Raw genomic sequence first — 16,573 nt, 5'->3', positions numbered from 1 at the left:
GCGATGAATAAGAAAGACATGATCCTGAAAATTGTGACTGAGTTTTGTCGGGTGCTGATCGGCTGTGTCTTTATCTTTTCAGGATTTGTCAAAGGAATCGACCCGATGGGCGGAGCGATTAAGATTGGAGAATATCTTTCCGCCTTCGGTTTGAAAGAATTGTCATCCTTGTCCGTAACCTTCTCCTTTCTTCTTTTAGCGGCAGAATTTGCCTTGGGTGTTTGTCTTTTGCTGGCGGTCTACCGGCGGATAACGACCTTCCTGATTCTACTTTTCATGTGTGTGATGACTCCCCTGACGCTTTACCTTGCGTTGTTCAATCCGGTTTCGGATTGTGGTTGCTTTGGCGACGCGCTGGTTATTACCAATTGGGAGACTTTCTTGAAAAACATCATCTTATTGGCGGCTGCGATTCTTGTCTTTATATATAACCAACGGATTACGCCTTTCTATTCCTATAAGGTTTACTGGGGGGTTGCTTTGTTTGCCTACCTGTTTGCCATTGTTTTTTCTTCCTGGAATTACAATCATCTACCGATGATTGATTTCCGTCCATACAAGATAGGGGTGAATATTTCCCGGCAGATGGCGATTCCGGCCGGAGCGTCGCAGGATGAATATTCCTACTCCTTTGTCTATGAGAAGGACGGAGTAAAGAAAGAGTTTTCTTTGGAGAATGCGCCGGTAGACGACAGTACATGGACATTCGTCGAATCCAAAACCGAATTGTTGAAAGAGGGATACGTCCCGCCGATTCTCTCCTTTGATGTACGTACGATGGAAGGGGAAGACCGTTCCGAGGCCATATTGAGCGATTCTGCTCTTTTTCTGTTGATCTCTTCAGATCTGGAGCAGGCTAATGACGATCCGGTCGATGAAATCAATACGGTGTACGACTATGCGCATGAGAATGGGATTTCGTTTTATTGCCTGACTGCCTCTTCGGAGGCTGCGATTCGCAATTGGACTGACAATACGGGAGCGGACTATCCTTTCCTGATTGGGGACGGTGTCATGCTTAAGACGATGATCCGCTCCAATCCGGGACTTATTCTGATGAAGCGGGGTACGATCCTGGCCAAATGGCATTATAATGATATTCCCGAAGAAGAGGCCTTGCCGGCTATTGTAACAAGTTATCTGCAGTCGAAGGAGACTCCTCGGAAAGAAGAAGCTCCTTGGCTTTGTATCGTATTATGTTTTACACTACCTTTGTTATCCATATGGATTTATGATTTCTTCCGTATTCGAAAAGGTAAAATGAATGCTAATATATAATTATTAATTTTAGAATTATGAGAAAGAATATTGTTGCAGGAAATTGGAAAATGAACACGACGCTTCCTGAAGGTCTGGCTTTAGCAAAAGGCTTGGATGAAGCTTTAAAAGGGAAATCCGTGAATTGCGATGTGATCATCGGAACTCCGTTTACTCATTTGGCAAGTATAGCCGCCGCAATTGATACGACAAAGATCGGAGTAGCTGCGGAAAACCTGGCCGACAAAGAAAGCGGAGCCTATACCGGTGAAGTTTCAGCCGCCATGGTTGCTTCCACAGGTGCTAAATATGTTATCTTAGGGCACTCTGAACGGCGCGCTTACTATCATGAAACGCCTGAGATCCTGAAACAAAAAGTATTATTGGCTTTGGCCCACGGATTGACTCCGATATTTTGTATTGGTGAAGTTTTGGCCGAAAGGGAAGCCGGCAAGCACTTTGAAGTGGTAGACAGCCAGATTACAGCTTCTTTATTCGATCTGTCCACCGCCGATTTCGGTAAATTGGTTTTGGCATACGAACCGGTTTGGGCAATCGGTACGGGTAAGACGGCTACGGCTGCACAAGCCCAGGAAATTCATGCGCATATCCGTCAGACAATTGCTGCCAAATACGGTAAAGAAGTCGCTGAAAATACTTCCATACTCTATGGTGGTAGCTGCAATGCCGGAAATGCAAAGGAACTGTTCTCTAATCCTGACGTGGATGGAGGCTTGATCGGAGGCGCTTCTTTAAGTGTAGATAAATTCTTGCCGATTGTAGAGGCATTCTGATCGATTTCTTAAGAATAGAGAGGGGAGAGGGATCCGTTCCCTCCTTCTTTTCTTTCGAAAAAAGCTTATAGGAAGCTTTATTTCCTATCTACTTTTAATAATTGTATCTCCAGCTATGAGAAAGTCTTATTTTCTTCTTCTTTCATTCGCATTCAGCGTAACATCGCTTTTTGCCCAGTCGAACTCAACGATTATTGATGATTTGCAGCGTTCGGAACCGGGAAAAGGGGAGGTGAGCATCCATCAATCCGAAGCGATTCGTAATTTGGTGGGAACCCGTATGAAGGGAGATAAAATAGAACGGATCAAAGGGCGGGACTATCTGCTTGCCCAAGGGTACCGGACGCAAGTCTATTCGGGAAATGATCCGCGAGGTTCCAAGGCGGAAGCTTTTTCGCGTGAAAGGCATATACAGGAGGCCTTTCCCGGTGTGCCGACCTATGTCACTTATGTAGCCCCGTTCTGGAGGTTGCGTGTGGGAGACTGTGCGACGCGGGAGGAAGCCTTCCACTTAATGCAGCAGATAATAAGTATATTTCCCTCTTATGGGAAAGAAATGTATATTGTAAAAGAGAATATTCAAATCCCCTTGGATTGAAAAGCGCGGACGGAGATGGCAATGATTGAAAACGAAATCCTTTTGGAAAAAAGGAAGAAACTGGCAGGGCATTATAAAGAGATACTCGGCTTGTTAGGTGAAGACAGTGGGCGGGAAGGACTGTTGAAAACGCCCGAACGGGTAGCCAAGGCCATGCAATTTCTAACACAGGGCTATGAGCAGGATCCGCAGGCGGTGTTGCGCTCCGCCATGTTTCAGGAGGAAGATTATAAGCAAATGGTAATCGTGAAGGATATCGATTTCTTTTCGCTCTGCGAACATCATATGCTTCCTTTTTTCGGTAAGGCGCATGTCGCCTATATTCCCCGTAAATATATTACCGGACTTAGCAAGATCCCTCGTGTCGTGGATATTTTCGCCCGCCGTTTACAGGTACAGGAACGGCTTACCTTGCAAATAAAGCAATGTCTACAAGATACCCTCGATCCTCTCGGAGTGATGGTTGTCATTGAAGCGCAGCACATGTGCATGCAGATGCGGGGAGTCGAAAAGCAAAACTCCCTAACGACCACTTCCGACTTCACCGGAGTCTTCCAGCAGGCCAAAACGCGGGAGGAATTCATGAACCTGATCAAACATTCCCGCTGATTCCTTCCCTACATGAGCACGATGGAGGCCAGATAATGCGTGTCTTGGCGGACAGGGCAGAGCGAGAGATAACCGGAGACGATCCGGTTTCCTTCCATTTCCAAGGGATAGGCTTTTCCCCTGATTTTATGATTATAGAGCGCATCGCCCCGGTGGCTGAAATATTCGATGCTAAAGTTTCCTATTCCCCTTTTCTCTTTGAGATGTTTCCGGCTGATTTGAAGAGCTACCAATCCCATTGTATAGCGAAGGTTGATTTCCACCAGCGGATGAATCCGCATAATCCCGTCCTCATTGACATATAAAAGCATATCCACACCGAAATATCCCTCATAGACGGAGGCTAGGGCGGAGCGCATGACGGCCATAACCGCCTCCCGGGTCTTTTGCAAATCAAGAGGAGTAAATGCTGTGTTGAAAAGCAAAGCGCTTTCCATTTCCGCTTCCGTACCCAACGCACAATTCTGAAATTTTCCTTTGCTATTGTTTCCCATTAAAGACAGGCCTTCGTAGGATACATTTCCTTTCCCGTCAGAATAGAACTCCATGGCAAAGTCATTCCTTTTTTTCAGTACCGGTTCGATGCTGACCGAACCTTGTTTGCGGAAGGCCCCCCGAAGCCAAATCCGTTCTTTTTCATTTAGCGTTTGGTTCTCAATCCATAGCAAACCTCTTCCTGAACTGGAGTAGGGCGTTTTTAGCAGAAAAGGAGGGCGGTGAAGCCGTAAATATTCTTCCACTTCTTGTTCCGTACTACTAAAACGCGGAGTAGAAATCTCTTGGGCAAGAGGTAATATTTCCTTTATTTTGTCGAGACAGTCCGCTGCTGTTTGACGCCCGGTCAGCGTCCGGTATTCCTCTTTCCAAAGTGGAGGGAGGATCGATTCATGATTCAGGCGTTCGAACAAGGAAACGCTTTGGGGAGAGATACCCCAGGGCATTGCTTGGACGGGGGTTGGAAAAGGATTTTGTCCGCGGAGCAGGTTTTCTTTGTATACAGGTTTAGGAAATGTCATCCCCCATGTCTTAGTCAACGAAGAAAGAAAAAGGGGAGAGGCCTTCTCTTCCATGAAAATATAATCTTCCGAATCGGCATACCAGGCTGGAAGTAAAGCCAATTCATGTGTCATCGACCGTACCGTCTGGGTCGGTGTATAATTCGGCGAACCATCTAAGATTGCCGTTTCATGTCCCGGATTGAAGAAATGCAATTTGGGCATAGGACAAGAAATAAAAAAGCTACCTTCCGTTATGAGATAGCTTCTTTATTGATTAAGTTACTATTGTTCTAAATTTTCATCGATGGCATTGATTTTCTGTACCACCAGTTCCATATCTTTTTTAAGCTTTTCGATTTTGTGTTCCATCTCTTTGACCAATCCTCCTCCGCCTTTGGAAGAGATACTCAGGAATCCGATGTTGTTTTCATACGTCTGCAACTCGTTTTTCATCCGCTCGTAGGTGCGCATCAGCCGATCCCGTTCGTTCAGGATCTTTCCCCTGCCCTGTTCGCCCAGCCCGCTGAGGTTGGATCGGAACTGCTGTATCTTGCGTTCGCCCCGATCGATGTTCAGCGCCTCGAACTTCTTATCTACCTCGGCATGGAAGACCTTGTATATTTTATCCTTTTCCTTGAACGGAACAAATCCGATGGCATTCCATTCGGCGATATATTCTTTCAATGTTTCCAGTGCCTCGCTTGTATTTGTTGTTACGTCCAGATTGATGATTTTGTCGATCAGTTCCTTTTTGGCCGTTAGGTTCTCCTGCTCTTCCGACTTATGGGAGGCAAAGACCTTGTTCTTCTGTTCGAAGAAATAGTCGCAGGCAGTAATGAATCGTTTCCATATCGTATCCGAATACTTGCGCGCCACCGGTCCGATTGTTTTCCATTCGTTTTGCAGCGCAATGAACTGTTCGGTCGCCTTTTTCCAATCCGTACTGTCTTTCAGCTGTTCGGCCTTTTCGCAGAGCACCTTCTTCTGTTCCATATTCCTTTCCATATCTTCCTTGATGGATTTATAGAAGGCCGCTTTCTTGCTGAAATAGAAGTCATATGCCGCACGGAAGCGCTCGAATATCTTTATGTTCTGTCTCTTGGGAGCATAGCCGATCGTCTTCCATTTATCCTGTAATCCGATGATCTCTTTCGTCTTGCTGTCCCAGTCCTTAAAGCTTTTCAGGGAATCATAGTCGATCGCTTCGATCTGTTCGCAGATCGCCGTCTTTTCCTCCAGGTTTTCCTGTTCCCTTTCCTTTAATTTGTCGAAATGAGCTTGGTGCTTTTTATTGATGATGGAAGAAGCCGCCTTGAATCGGTTCCATATATCTTCCCGTATCTCTTTGGCTACCGGCCCGATTTCGCGCCATTGGCCATGCAATTTCTGTAATTGGTGGAATGCGGAAATGACATCCGGTTCTTCATCCAGCCTCTCTACCGTTTCGCAAAGCGCCGTTTTCAGTTCCAGGTTTTTTTTGAAATCATAATCGCGGAACTGGTTGTTTATTTTGATAATATCATAGAATTGTTCGGTATAGAGCTGGTATTCTTTCCACAACTCTTTGGCATGTTCTTGCGGAACCTGCTTGGTTTCTTTCCACTTGGCCTGGATGCTCTTAAATTCATTGTACAGCTTGTTGAAATCCTCCTGACTATTGATCAACGCTTTTAATTGGTCTATCAGTTGGAGTTTCAGTGCATAGTTCGCCTCTCTCTGCCGTTCTTCTTCAGCGGTCAGGTTGGCTTTTTTCTCCTTGATTACGTTCAATAACTCTTTTACCTGCGATTCGATTTCATCTTCAGAAGGAATAAATTCACTTTCAACCCCTCCGTTCTCCAGAAACTCTTTCTTTTGTTCTTCCACTTCTGCCCTATGAAGTTTATAGAAGGCCTGTTTAAGAGAATCCACTTCACTGCGTGAGGATTCCTCCACTTTTTCGGCAAGTGCTTTTAGCTTGTTTACAATTTCCTGCTTTGTTGCAATTTGGGGTGTAGGTGTGGGTGCTACCGATTCTACCAGCGGCGTTGTTTCTTCCTTAGCCATTTCAATCACTTCGTGTTCCGCAGTATCAGCTTTGCTTTCGTTTTCCGGGTTTGTGCCATTTACCGGAGCCTGAGTTTCTTCTAACTTACCGGTTTCTTCCGGTGGTAAATTAGTTTCATGAGAGTCCATCATATTCAATCGCATTTAACTATAAGAACAATTGTTCTTATGGATTTGTTCCGACTACAAATTAAACTAAATATTTTTTGATTCCACCAATTAAATAAAAAGATTTAATGACAGATTGCAAATCCATGGGCTTTTTAGCCCTGTTTCCACCTTTGGCCGACGTACGCTTTGTCTTTTTAGAATCAACAAGAAATCCAAAAGATAAAAACCAAAGGTTTTCAAACCAGTTAAATTCGGTCTGGCTGTCGACTGGGGTTACCGGACGGTCCGGGTAGACCTTCCCGTAGGGATCAGGTTTAATGTGTAATGTTGCAGTTGCTGAATAGAGATTTATCCGCACCTTCCTTGAATTGAAAATTCAGTTGCCTGAATAAATGCAACCAGTTAACTGAATGAAAGAATTCAGTCAACTGAATTTTCATAATGAGTTAACTGAATTTTTTCTATACAAATAACTGTGAACACGAAGTATCCGGCAGCCTCTAAATATAAAAAAACAATTGATTTTTGAAGTAAAGGAACCGTTTACCGATGTCTTTAGAATAAAAAAATGTATTTTTGAAAGCAAGAAGAATAGAGGAGGATTGTATCTTTCGATTTTAGAGATTAGCTAGGCAAGTGATTCCGACTCCTAAAAGATAGAGAAAAATGAGAAAAATTACATTACTGGCGTTGTTAATCAATGTGATAATAAGTCTGAGTGCCGCTCCCATTACTATCTCTTTTTCGGGCAATGCCTACGTAACGGAGGGCAAGGAGGGTGCACAAATTACGGATAACGGAGTTGAAGATTGGAAAGAGTCATCCAGCGTGATCTCTTCATGGTTTAAAGTAAACAAGTCCGGTAGTTTAAACCTGTCATTACGCGTGAAATCTTTATCAAAAGAGTCCCGTATCAACGTTACCATACAGGGGGATGTTTATCCACTCACGCTGGAGAGTTCCGAGTGGGCTATTATTCCCGTTGCCAACCATATCCTGATCGAACGCCCCGGATATGTAAGGGTCGACCTGCAGGGAATAAGTAAAACGGACGAATATTTTGCTGTTGTATCGGATTGGATAATCGATGGCTCTGTTGTTGAAGAACCCCTCAATTACATACATGACTTTTCTACCTATTGGGGGCGCCGAGGGCCTTCGGTTCATATGAAGTATACCTTTCCGGATGAAGATGTGGAATATTTTTATAATGAAGTAACCGTACCCGAAGGTGAAGACGTGGTAGGCAGTTACTTTATGGTGAATGGTTTCGGTGAAGGATATTGCGGCATACAAGTTAATTCGGAAAAAGAAAGAAGGATCCTTTTTTCGGTATGGAGCCCTTTTGCTACCGATGATCCGAAAGTGATACCCGAAGACCAAAGGATCAAAGTTCTGGGAAAAGGAAAAGATGTTCATATCGGTGAATTCGGCAATGAAGGGTCCGGGGGACAGAGTTTTCTCCGTTATATGTGGAAGGCGGGGGTCACTTATCGGTTTATAACCCGTGTACGCCCCGATAAAAAGGGAAATACTGAATATACGGCCTATTTCTTTTCGCCTGATGAAAATAATTGGCGCATGATCGCCAGCTTTCTTCGCCCTTTAACTCAAACATGGTATAAAAATGCGCATTCGTTTCTTGAAAACTTTAATAAGGAGCAGGGATATATCGAACGTAAAGTTTATTTCTCCAATCAATGGGTGGTAACAGCCAAGGGGAAATGGGCCGAAATAACCGAGGGACGTTTTACATACGATAATACGGCCCGGGCAAAAGTGAGAATGGACTATTCGGGAGGAATTGACGAGTCAAAGAACAGTTTTTTCCTGCATAATTGCGGTTTTTTTGATGATAATACCCCATATGGAAGCCTCTTTCACCGTACTAAAACCGGAAAACGCCCCGAGGTCAACCTGAAAAAACTGAAATAACATAAAGCGGTCTGTAATTGTTATGAATTAGTAAAGGGTGGATGGGCTTGTTTTATGCGAATGAAATAGCGGGAAGGGAGGAGTAAAAAATTATAATAAGATGAAGAGGTGGTTAAAGTGGATTGTGATTATAGGATTGGCGCCGATAGGATTGGTGCTTCTTGTCTCTGTCCTTTTGTATATACCCGCTATTCAGAATTATGCGGTTAAGAAAGCCACCACTTACGCTTCGGAAGTGTCTCAAATGAAAATCGACATTGAAAAAGTGCGCTTGTCTTTTCCTTTGGACCTGACAGTGAAAGGTGTGGAAGTGATCGCACCGCCGGCGGATACTTTGCTTCTGCTGGAAAGCCTGAGAATCGGCATCCACCCGCTTCCCCTCCTTAAGAAAGAGATTTCTCTTTCCGGTATGACTTTAAAAGGCGCCAGGGTAAATACCGGACAATTTATAGACGGCATCGAAATTAAAGGGCTTGTCGGAACTTTTAAGGCTTATTCCGACCGGATTAGCTTAACCGAAGAAACAGCCCGGTTGAACTTGCTGGAATTATCGGATGCCTCCCTGACAGTCATTATTACGGATACGACTCAGAAGGATACTACGGCCACTGCTCCTCTCAATTGGAAAATCCTTCTGGATGAGGTCTCCCTTCATAATGTTTTGTTTGCTTTACAAATGCCTCTTCTCGATTCGATGCAGATAAGTACGGCTATCAATAAAGCCGTACTGGCGGGAGGGACGGTTGACTTGGCTTCTTCTACTTACGAAGCTTCCCGCCTTACTCTCGATGCAGCCCTGTTAAATTATGATGCTAATACGCATGCTCCTGCCGAAGGTTTGGATGTGTCGCATATACGGCTGAAAAATATCAACTTCCGTATCGATTCGATTTTTAATCGCGGATTGGAAGCAAATGCTTCGATCCGGGAGTTTCGGTTGGAAGAACGTTCCGGCTTATCAGTTACTTCCCTGGCCGGGGAAGTATATAGCGATAGCATTTCATTACAAATTCCCCGGCTTTCGTTACAGACTCCCCATTCGGAGGCGGAACTTGCAGTTGCTTTGCCTTGGAGTGCCTTGGATAAGGAACCGACGGATGTCCTGTCTGCACTTTTTTCCGCTAAAATAGGGAAAGAAGACATCCTGATGGCGGCGGGAGAACTAAAACCTTATTTCCTGGAAAATCTACCCGAACGCCCGCTTACCCTCTCGGCAAAAGTCGACGGAAATTATAATCGGCTGAATATAGCCCGGCTTGAAGGAGATTGGCCGGGCGTCCTCCGCCTAAACATATTCGGTGTTGTTAAAGCATTGAACGATAGTCTGAGAACCTCCGGTGATTTCAGCCTGACGGCGGAAGGGGGTAACCTGAACTTCCTTAAAGGGCTCTTGCCTGTTTCTATACGGGAAACATACCGGATTCCTTTCGGAATGAAACTGTCGGGAAAGCTGGCGTTCCAACGGAATGCTTATCAGACGGCGCTTCTCCTGAAGGAAGGAAATGGACGTGTGCAGTTGACAGGGCGCTACAATACGTCGCTGGAAAGTTATAAAGTGGATCTGAAGGTGGATAGCCTGGAGCCGGTGCATTTTATGCCGAAAGATTCCCTCTTTTGGATAACTGCCCAGGTGCAGGCCGAAGGCAAAGGGTTGGATGTGTTTAAGAAAAAAACCTGGGCGACGGTGGATGGAAAACTGACCAACATTCGTTATGGGAGCAACGAGTTGTCGGACGTTACCCTCTCGGGTTCGTTGAAGGAACATGCGCTGAAAGCGAATTTGCATAGCTTGTATCCGTTGGCTGTCATGGATATTCTGTGGGATGGGACGCTCCGAAAGGATTCATTGGACGGGATGCTGATCGCAGACGTGCAGAAATTGGATATTCAGGGATTCCATTGGGTGGATATGCCGCTGACAACTTCGTTCCAGATTTTCTCCGAGGCGAAGAGCAACCTGAAGAATAATCACCAACTGGATGTATCGCTGGGAAACTGGAAAATGGAGATGCAGGATAAAACCTATGAGCCCAAAATGTTGACGCTCCATTTGCGTGCCGATGACGATACGACCCGCCTCTCTTTTCATGCCGGCGACTTTGGCATCCTGCTGACGGGAAATGCCAATGCACAGAAGATGGTCGACCAGTTGACGAAAACATCCGACCATCTTTTCACCCAGTTCAAGAGGGATTCTCTGATCGATTTTACCACGCTTCGGCCCTTGCTTCCCGAATTGCATCTACAGGTTCGCGCCTCGACGGATAATCCGATTTACAACTACCTACAGGAAAACCATATCTTCTTCGACAGTCTGTCGGTCGAAGGCTTTACCTCTCCGGAAAGCGGAATCCAACTGAATAGTTCGTTGTTTTCTTTTATTAATGATACGACCAAAATAGATACCATCCGGCTCGCTGTCTGGCAGGATTCATTGGGATTGAGATTTACCGGAGATGTCAAGAAAAACCGTTTCCGTATGCAGGAACCTTTCACTGTCGATCTGAAAGGGCAGCTCCAATATGGCTGGGGGGAAATGGAAGCGACTTACCTGAACGGCGAAGGAGAAACCGGATTGCAGTTGGGCGTGAGGGCAACGAAGATACCGGGCGGCTTTAGTTTTCACCTCTATCCTGAGAATCTGACCATTGCCTTCCTGCCTTTTACCATAAATAAAGATAATTATTTCAACTTCAGATCGATGAAGGATATGGATGCGGATGTCAGGCTGACGGGACAACGTTTTGCCTCCCTGGCTTTCCATACTGAACGGGATAGCAGTAAAATGGTTTCCTTACAAATGGAACTAAGCCAGATAAGCCTAGATACCATATCAAGAGGTTTTGCCGGCTTCCCGGAAATGAAGGGTAACCTGAACGCTTCGGTACGCTATGAACCGTCGGAAACTTCTTTCATGGTGGCCGGCGGACTGACGGTCGACAGCATGATGTATCAGGGTTCACGCGTCGGGGAGATATTGCTCTCGGCTGTATATCTCCCGCTGGAAAACGGGGAGCACCAGTTCGACGTGCATCTGTTCCGGGATGAAGCGGAAGTTTCTTCCTTATTCGCCCTTTATAGTGCCGGGAAGAATGACAAGGTGGAAGGGAATTTGTCGGTTCATCATCTACCTTTGGAGATGGTGAGCCCGTTTATCCCGAATGGGATGGCTCGGATGAATGGTGCGCTGGTGGGGGATATGGCGATCAGCGGAAGTACTGAAAAGCCACTGATCAATGGTTTCCTGCGGATGGATACAGCGACGATGTATGTGGTTCCCGCCGGGACAACTGTCCGGTTCGACAGTATTCCTGTTGATATTAAGGATAACCTATTTACATTCAGGAAATATAAGATCAATACGGAGGGAAATAATCCGTTTATTATTGATGGAACGATTGATGCACAGAATTTAAACCGTATGACCGCCGATTTGAAACTGACGGCAAACAATATGCTTTTGCTAAATGCCAAAAGGACGAACGAGAGCTTGGTCTATGGGAAATTGCTGGTGAATTTGAATTCAACCGTGAAAGGACGGCTCGAAGCGCTTCAAATGAGGGGAAACCTCGAGGTGCTCGGCAGTACGAATGTTACTTACGTAATGAAAGATTCCCCCTTGGCGGTGCAGGATCGTTTGTCCGGATTAGTTACTTTTACCTATTTCGAGGATACGATTCCGCAGAGCACCAGCCGTTTCCGGCGGGGAGATAGGTCGGCTTCGGTGGGAGGTATGGATATACTGCTGACCATTCATGTTGATCCGGTAGTACGCCTGAATGCGGATTTAAGTGCCGATCAGTCCAACCAGGTGGAATTGGTGGGAGGCGGCGACCTCACCTTCCAGTATACCCCGCAAGGAGATATGAACCTGACCGGGCGGTATACGATGACCGGTGGTAATGTAAAATACGCTTTCCCAGTAATCGGTACGAAGGATTTAGTGATAAAGGATGGGAGCTATGTGGATTGGAGCGGGGATATGATGGATCCTTATCTAAACTTAACAGCAACCGAACGGGTACGCGTTTCGGTGGCTCCGGCCGGGCAAAGCTCCCGTTTGGTGAACTTCGATGCCGGAATTGAAATCAAACAGCGGATGGAAAACCTCTCCCTGCAATTTACATTGGCCGCTCCCGAAGACATCTCTATTCAGGATGAACTTACGGCCTTGGGTGAAGAAGAACGGAACAAGCGGGCTATTGCCATGCTGGTGACCGGCATGTATCTGGCGGACGGCAGTAGTGGCAGCGGTGGCCTGGATATGGGCAATGCGCTGAACAGCTTCCTGCAGAGCGAAATCAACAATCTGGCAGGGAGTGTCCTGAAAGGGGTGGATGTCTCGTTCGGTATGGAGAGCTATAATGATGGAAGCGGAGCTTCGGATCGGACGGATTATTCGTTCCGTTTCTCCAAGCGATTCTATAATGACCGGATCAATATCATTCTGGGCGGACGAATCTCTACAGGAAGAGAGGTAGAGCAAAATCAGAGCTTTATTGATGACGCTTCGATTGAATATCGCCTCGACGAAGGGGGGACCCGTTACGTAAAACTTTTCCATAACAAGAACTTCGAAAGCCTGTTAGAGGGAGAGATCATCGAGACGGGGGCGGGTATTGTCTTCCGGCGTAAAATGAAAAACATGGGCGAATTGTTTATCTTCAGGAAAAAGAAACCGCAACCTGTAAATGAAGTGGAGGGCGAAAAAGATGAATAGATTAAGACCAAAACAACTGAACTTTTATCTCCTCATGGGAGTAATCATTATGATCTGTTTCTCCTGTTCGACCACGAAGAATTTGCCGCAGGATGAAGTTTTATATACCGGTATCTCCAAGATGGATTGGGCGGATAAGAAAGAAAAGACGGAGCGGGAAGCGGATGACGCCTGGGAGGAGGTAAGCGTTGCTCTGGCTTATCCGCCGAACAATGCATTGTTGGGCAGTTCTTCCGTACGGGTGCCGTTTCCTTTCGGGTTATGGGTCTATAATTCCTTCGTCCATTCGGAAAAGGGACTGGGTAAATGGATATTCAAAAATATGGCCGCCAAGCCGGTTTATATCTCGACCGTCAACCCCGAAGTCCGGACAAAAGTCGTACAGAATATACTGAAGGAGAACGGCTATTTCAATAATTCCGTTTTTTTTGAGGTCGTGCCGCATAAGAATAACCCTAAAAAGGCAAAGGTCAATTATATAATCCGGATGAATGAGCCTTATGCATATGATTCCATCGAATACAGGCGAATGCAGCATCGGGCGGACACGCTGTTAAAGATGACCGAGAGCGAACGCCTGATAAGAAAAGGGGACATTTTCAATGTCGTAAAACTTGAGGGAGAAAGACAGCGGATCTCTTCGCTCCTGCGGAACAACGGCTATTTCTATTTCCGGCCGGACTATCTTTCTTACCAGGCGGATACGAGCATCACAAAAGGAAAGGTCGCTCTCCGGCTTTCCTTGAATCCGGGAACTCCGAGGAATGCTCTGAGACCTTGGAAGGTGGGGAATATATCTCTTCGCTTGAATGGTTATACAAACGAAACTCCGACGGATTCCCTTCTATATAAAGATATGATGATTCATTATGAAGGGAAATTAAGAGTGAGGCCTTCGGTCATTTACGACAGGATCATGTTTAAAACCGGTGAAACGTATTCCCAGTTGGAACAATCCAGGACACAGTCGAGGCTTAATCAACTGGGAATTTTCCGGTATACGGAAATGCAATATGTCCCTCAGGATACCTCCCGGCGGAGCCGGAACGATAGCCTGGACCTTCGGATCAATACGGTCTATGATTTGCCTCTGGACGGTGAACTGGAGTTCAACATGACTTCTAAAAGCAATAATATGATGGGGCCCGGCATGATTTACAGCCTGACCAAGCGGAATCTGTTCGGCGGAGGGGAAACGTTTGGAGCCAGTATTCGGGGATCTTACGAATGGCAAACGGGGAACCGGATCGACGGAACCAATACGGCAATTAATAATTACGAATTTGGCTTGAGTACGACGCTGACTTTCCCGACGGTGCTGTTCCCCGGATTTCGTAGGAGGAGCTTTGATTTTCCTGCTACGACAACCTTCCGCCTTTACGGAAGTCAGCTTAACCGTTCGAAGTTTTTCCGGATGCTTTCTTTCGGCGGTACCATGACATACGATTTCCAACCGACAGTGACGAGCCGGCATTCGATTATCCCGTTTCGTCTGACTTTTAATAAGCTGACGAACCCGACCGCCCGTTTTGACAGTATCATTAATGAGAACAAGGCGCTGGCCCAAAGCCTGGAGGATCAGTTTGTCCCTGCAATCGGCTATACATATACCTATGATAACTCGTCCCTGCGGCAGTGGGGCAATTCATGGTGGTGGCAGGTTTCAGTTACCGAATCCGGAAACCTGCTCTCCGGACTGTATGCTTTGGCCGGGCAGGGATTCAATACGAAAAAGAAGTTGCTGGGAAGTACCTTTTCCCAGTTCCTGAAAGTGACCAATGAGCTTCGTTACAATCTTGCTATCGACCGGAACCAGTCGATTGCTGCGCGTTTGGGCGTCGGCGCCATTTATAGTTATGGAAATGCAATGGTTTCTCCTTATAGCGAACAATTCTATGTCGGAGGAGCCAACAGCATTCGCGCCTTTACCATCCGGAGTATCGGCCCCGGTAGGTTTAAACCTCAGGAAGGAAGCGCTTATTCGTATATCGACCAGACAGGGGATTTAAAACTGGAGGCTAACGTGGAATACCGGTTCCGCTTGCTTGGAGACCTTAAAGGCGCCGTCTTCCTGGATGCCGGAAACGTATGGCTCATCCGGGATGATGAGAATCGTCCCGACGGTCGCCTTAAATTGGGAAGTTTCCTGAACGACCTTGCGGTAGGAACCGGCGCCGGCCTGCGTTACGATCTCAGTTTCCTGGTCGTCCGTTTTGATGTGGGTGTAGCTTTGCACGTACCTTATGAAACCTCGAAAAGCGGATATTATAATATCGAGAAATTCGGTAAAGGCTTAGGCTTCCACCTGGCTGTGGGGTACCCTTTCTAATCGGCGTAAGTCAGATTGTTCTTTAAAGGATTGGAGTACATTTCCAGCATTTTGGTGCGCAGGAAAACATCGTCCTTTTCGGGCAAATCGATTTTATCCAGTTGCTTTTGTACGTATTCTTCAAATTCTTTCTTGTCTTTTAAACTGTAATGGCCATTAAAGCGACGGGTTCCGTTTAACCAGTCGTAGGCAATGTAGTTGCAAGGATAGAAGCGGTAGTATTTGAAAATCTGTAAATCGATGGCATGTGCAATCGCCGAGTATAGCTCGTTTTTCTCCATCTTAGGATCCAGCGTTGAGATCTGTGGATCCAACGGATCGCAGATCGTAAAGTGAACTCGTCCTTTATACCCGAGGATGCCGGTTCTCATACTGATCAAATCGTCATAAGGACTCTTCTGGAAATCCGGTTGGATACGTTTCTGCTGAAACTCTTTTGCCTTCAGGTAATCGCAAGGATCATACTCATAGGAGATGGAGATCGGAACGATATTCAGGGAGCGGAGATTCGTCAGGATGTCCCCGGTTCCGCCGAGATTCAACATCTTTAACACACTGTTCTGCGTCCGGTCGTCAGAATCCTTTGCTCTTCCTTCCCGTTGGGCAATCCAAAGGGACTCTTTCGTCTCCTTGATCGTATGATGTATGTAGGCGGATAATGTCTTGCTGGTTTCCAACATTTGGCGCATAGGCACATTCCGCTTGACAATGAAGCTGTTGTTCAGGCGGACCAACGTTTTGATCCACGGGCGGACGAGCAGATTATCTCCGATGGCGACTTGGGTTAATCCATGGCCGACATCATACATCAGTACATTTAGGAAGGCGACATCCAATACGATATCCCGGTGATTGGAGATGAACGTACAAGGGTTTTCCGGCAAACGGCTCCGCCCGGAGATCGTCAATGAGAAAGCCGTTTGTTTGGCGACAGCCATAACCGCATTATAACTGAAGGTCGCCTTAAATTCCTCCTTCGTCTTGCTGGCGAGCATTTGTTTTGCCAATTCTTCATAATCGATCCCCGGCATAATGACTTTTAGGCCATCCTTGAATGCCTGGTCGTTTACAAGTTCTTTGATGGCTTGCGGTACTTCGTCATTATTTAACGGGCGAATATCTTCAAAATCGTAAGCTGTCGTTTCTGTGTTCATCTCTATATCTTCTTTTATACAG

General features: G+C 46.1%; 10 protein-coding genes. 7 read left to right on the top strand and 3 right to left on the bottom strand.

Going from position 1 to position 16,573, the window contains the following annotated elements; all coding sequences use genetic code 11:
- Positions 1-3: 3 nt before the first annotated feature.
- From BQ8014_RS18665 to folE, 4 genes are all read left to right on the top strand, one after another.
- A complete protein-coding gene (locus tag BQ8014_RS18665) occupies positions 4-1,278 on the top strand; it encodes a BT_3928 family protein (protein ID WP_080905675.1) in 1,275 nt (424 codons plus the stop codon).
- A 17-nt stretch (positions 1,279-1,295) separates the two neighbouring features.
- On the top strand, positions 1,296-2,051 hold the full coding sequence (gene tpiA / locus BQ8014_RS18660; RefSeq protein WP_080905674.1) for a triose-phosphate isomerase: 756 nt from the start codon (positions 1,296-1,298) through the stop codon (positions 2,049-2,051).
- Positions 2,052-2,166: 115 nt separating this feature from the next.
- Entirely contained in the window at positions 2,167-2,649 is a 483-nt protein-coding gene (locus tag BQ8014_RS18655; RefSeq protein WP_080905673.1) for an SPOR domain-containing protein, read from the top strand.
- 15 nt (positions 2,650-2,664) lie between these two features.
- Entirely contained in the window at positions 2,665-3,258 is a 594-nt protein-coding gene (gene folE, locus BQ8014_RS18650; protein WP_080905672.1) for a GTP cyclohydrolase I FolE, read from the top strand.
- Positions 3,259-3,266: 8 nt separating this feature from the next.
- On the opposite strand, the gene BQ8014_RS18645 is transcribed toward folE, so the two are convergent.
- Together BQ8014_RS18645 and BQ8014_RS18640 are read right to left on the bottom strand one after the other, a co-directional pair.
- The gene (locus BQ8014_RS18645) at positions 3,267-4,478 is read right to left on the bottom strand and encodes a hypothetical protein (RefSeq protein ID WP_080905671.1); all 1,212 of its coding nucleotides are present in this window, start codon (positions 4,476-4,478) and stop codon (positions 3,267-3,269) included.
- A 60-nt stretch (positions 4,479-4,538) separates the two neighbouring features.
- A complete protein-coding gene (locus BQ8014_RS18640) occupies positions 4,539-6,434 on the bottom strand; it encodes a DUF349 domain-containing protein (RefSeq protein WP_080905670.1) in 1,896 nt (631 codons plus the stop codon).
- Positions 6,435-7,079: 645 nt separating this feature from the next.
- On the opposite strand from BQ8014_RS18640, the gene BQ8014_RS18630 reads away from it, so the two are divergent.
- The 3 genes from BQ8014_RS18630 (at position 7,080) to BQ8014_RS18620 (ending at position 15,397) form a co-directional block, all read left to right on the top strand.
- A complete protein-coding gene (locus BQ8014_RS18630; RefSeq protein ID WP_080905668.1) occupies positions 7,080-8,348 on the top strand; it encodes a DUF3472 domain-containing protein in 1,269 nt (422 codons plus the stop codon).
- Between the two features lie 100 nt (positions 8,349-8,448).
- Positions 8,449-13,068 (top strand): translocation/assembly module TamB domain-containing protein, encoded by a 4,620-nt coding sequence (locus tag BQ8014_RS18625; RefSeq protein ID WP_080905667.1) that lies wholly within the window; start codon positions 8,449-8,451, stop codon positions 13,066-13,068.
- A complete protein-coding gene (locus BQ8014_RS18620) occupies positions 13,061-15,397 on the top strand; it encodes a translocation and assembly module lipoprotein TamL (RefSeq protein ID WP_080906066.1) in 2,337 nt (778 codons plus the stop codon). Before BQ8014_RS18625 ends, BQ8014_RS18620 begins: the two co-directional genes overlap by 8 nt.
- Here BQ8014_RS18620 and BQ8014_RS18615 read toward each other — a convergent pair.
- Positions 15,394-16,551 (bottom strand): 1-acyl-sn-glycerol-3-phosphate acyltransferase, encoded by a 1,158-nt coding sequence (locus BQ8014_RS18615; protein ID WP_080905666.1) that lies wholly within the window; start codon positions 16,549-16,551, stop codon positions 15,394-15,396. The genes BQ8014_RS18620 and BQ8014_RS18615 overlap by 4 nt on opposite strands.
- Positions 16,552-16,573: the final 22 nt, after the last annotated feature.

It is taken from the genome of Parabacteroides sp. Marseille-P3160 (assembly GCF_900162725.1).
GTDB lineage: Bacteria > Bacteroidota > Bacteroidia > Bacteroidales > Tannerellaceae > Marseille-P3160.
This window is presented reverse-complemented; position numbering and strand designations above follow the sequence as displayed.

Excerpts from the sequence above, each read along its gene's own strand:
- BQ8014_RS18665 (WP_080905675.1), top strand. The coding sequence starts at position 4 with ATGAATAAGAAAGACATGATCCTGAAAATTGTGACTGAGTTTTGTCGG.
- tpiA (WP_080905674.1), top strand. The coding sequence starts at position 1,296 with ATGAGAAAGAATATTGTTGCAGGAAATTGGAAAATGAACACGACGCTT.
- BQ8014_RS18655 (WP_080905673.1), top strand. The coding sequence starts at position 2,167 with ATGAGAAAGTCTTATTTTCTTCTTCTTTCATTCGCATTCAGCGTAACA.
- folE (WP_080905672.1), top strand. The coding sequence starts at position 2,665 with ATGGCAATGATTGAAAACGAAATCCTTTTGGAAAAAAGGAAGAAACTG.
- BQ8014_RS18645 (WP_080905671.1), bottom strand. The coding sequence starts at position 4,478 with ATGCCCAAATTGCATTTCTTCAATCCGGGACATGAAACGGCAATCTTA.
- BQ8014_RS18640 (WP_080905670.1), bottom strand. The coding sequence starts at position 6,434 with ATGATGGACTCTCATGAAACTAATTTACCACCGGAAGAAACCGGTAAG.
- BQ8014_RS18630 (WP_080905668.1), top strand. The coding sequence starts at position 7,080 with ATGAGAAAAATTACATTACTGGCGTTGTTAATCAATGTGATAATAAGT.
- BQ8014_RS18625 (WP_080905667.1), top strand. The coding sequence starts at position 8,449 with ATGAAGAGGTGGTTAAAGTGGATTGTGATTATAGGATTGGCGCCGATA.
- BQ8014_RS18620 (WP_080906066.1), top strand. The coding sequence starts at position 13,061 with ATGAATAGATTAAGACCAAAACAACTGAACTTTTATCTCCTCATGGGA.
- BQ8014_RS18615 (WP_080905666.1), bottom strand. The coding sequence starts at position 16,551 with ATGAACACAGAAACGACAGCTTACGATTTTGAAGATATTCGCCCGTTA.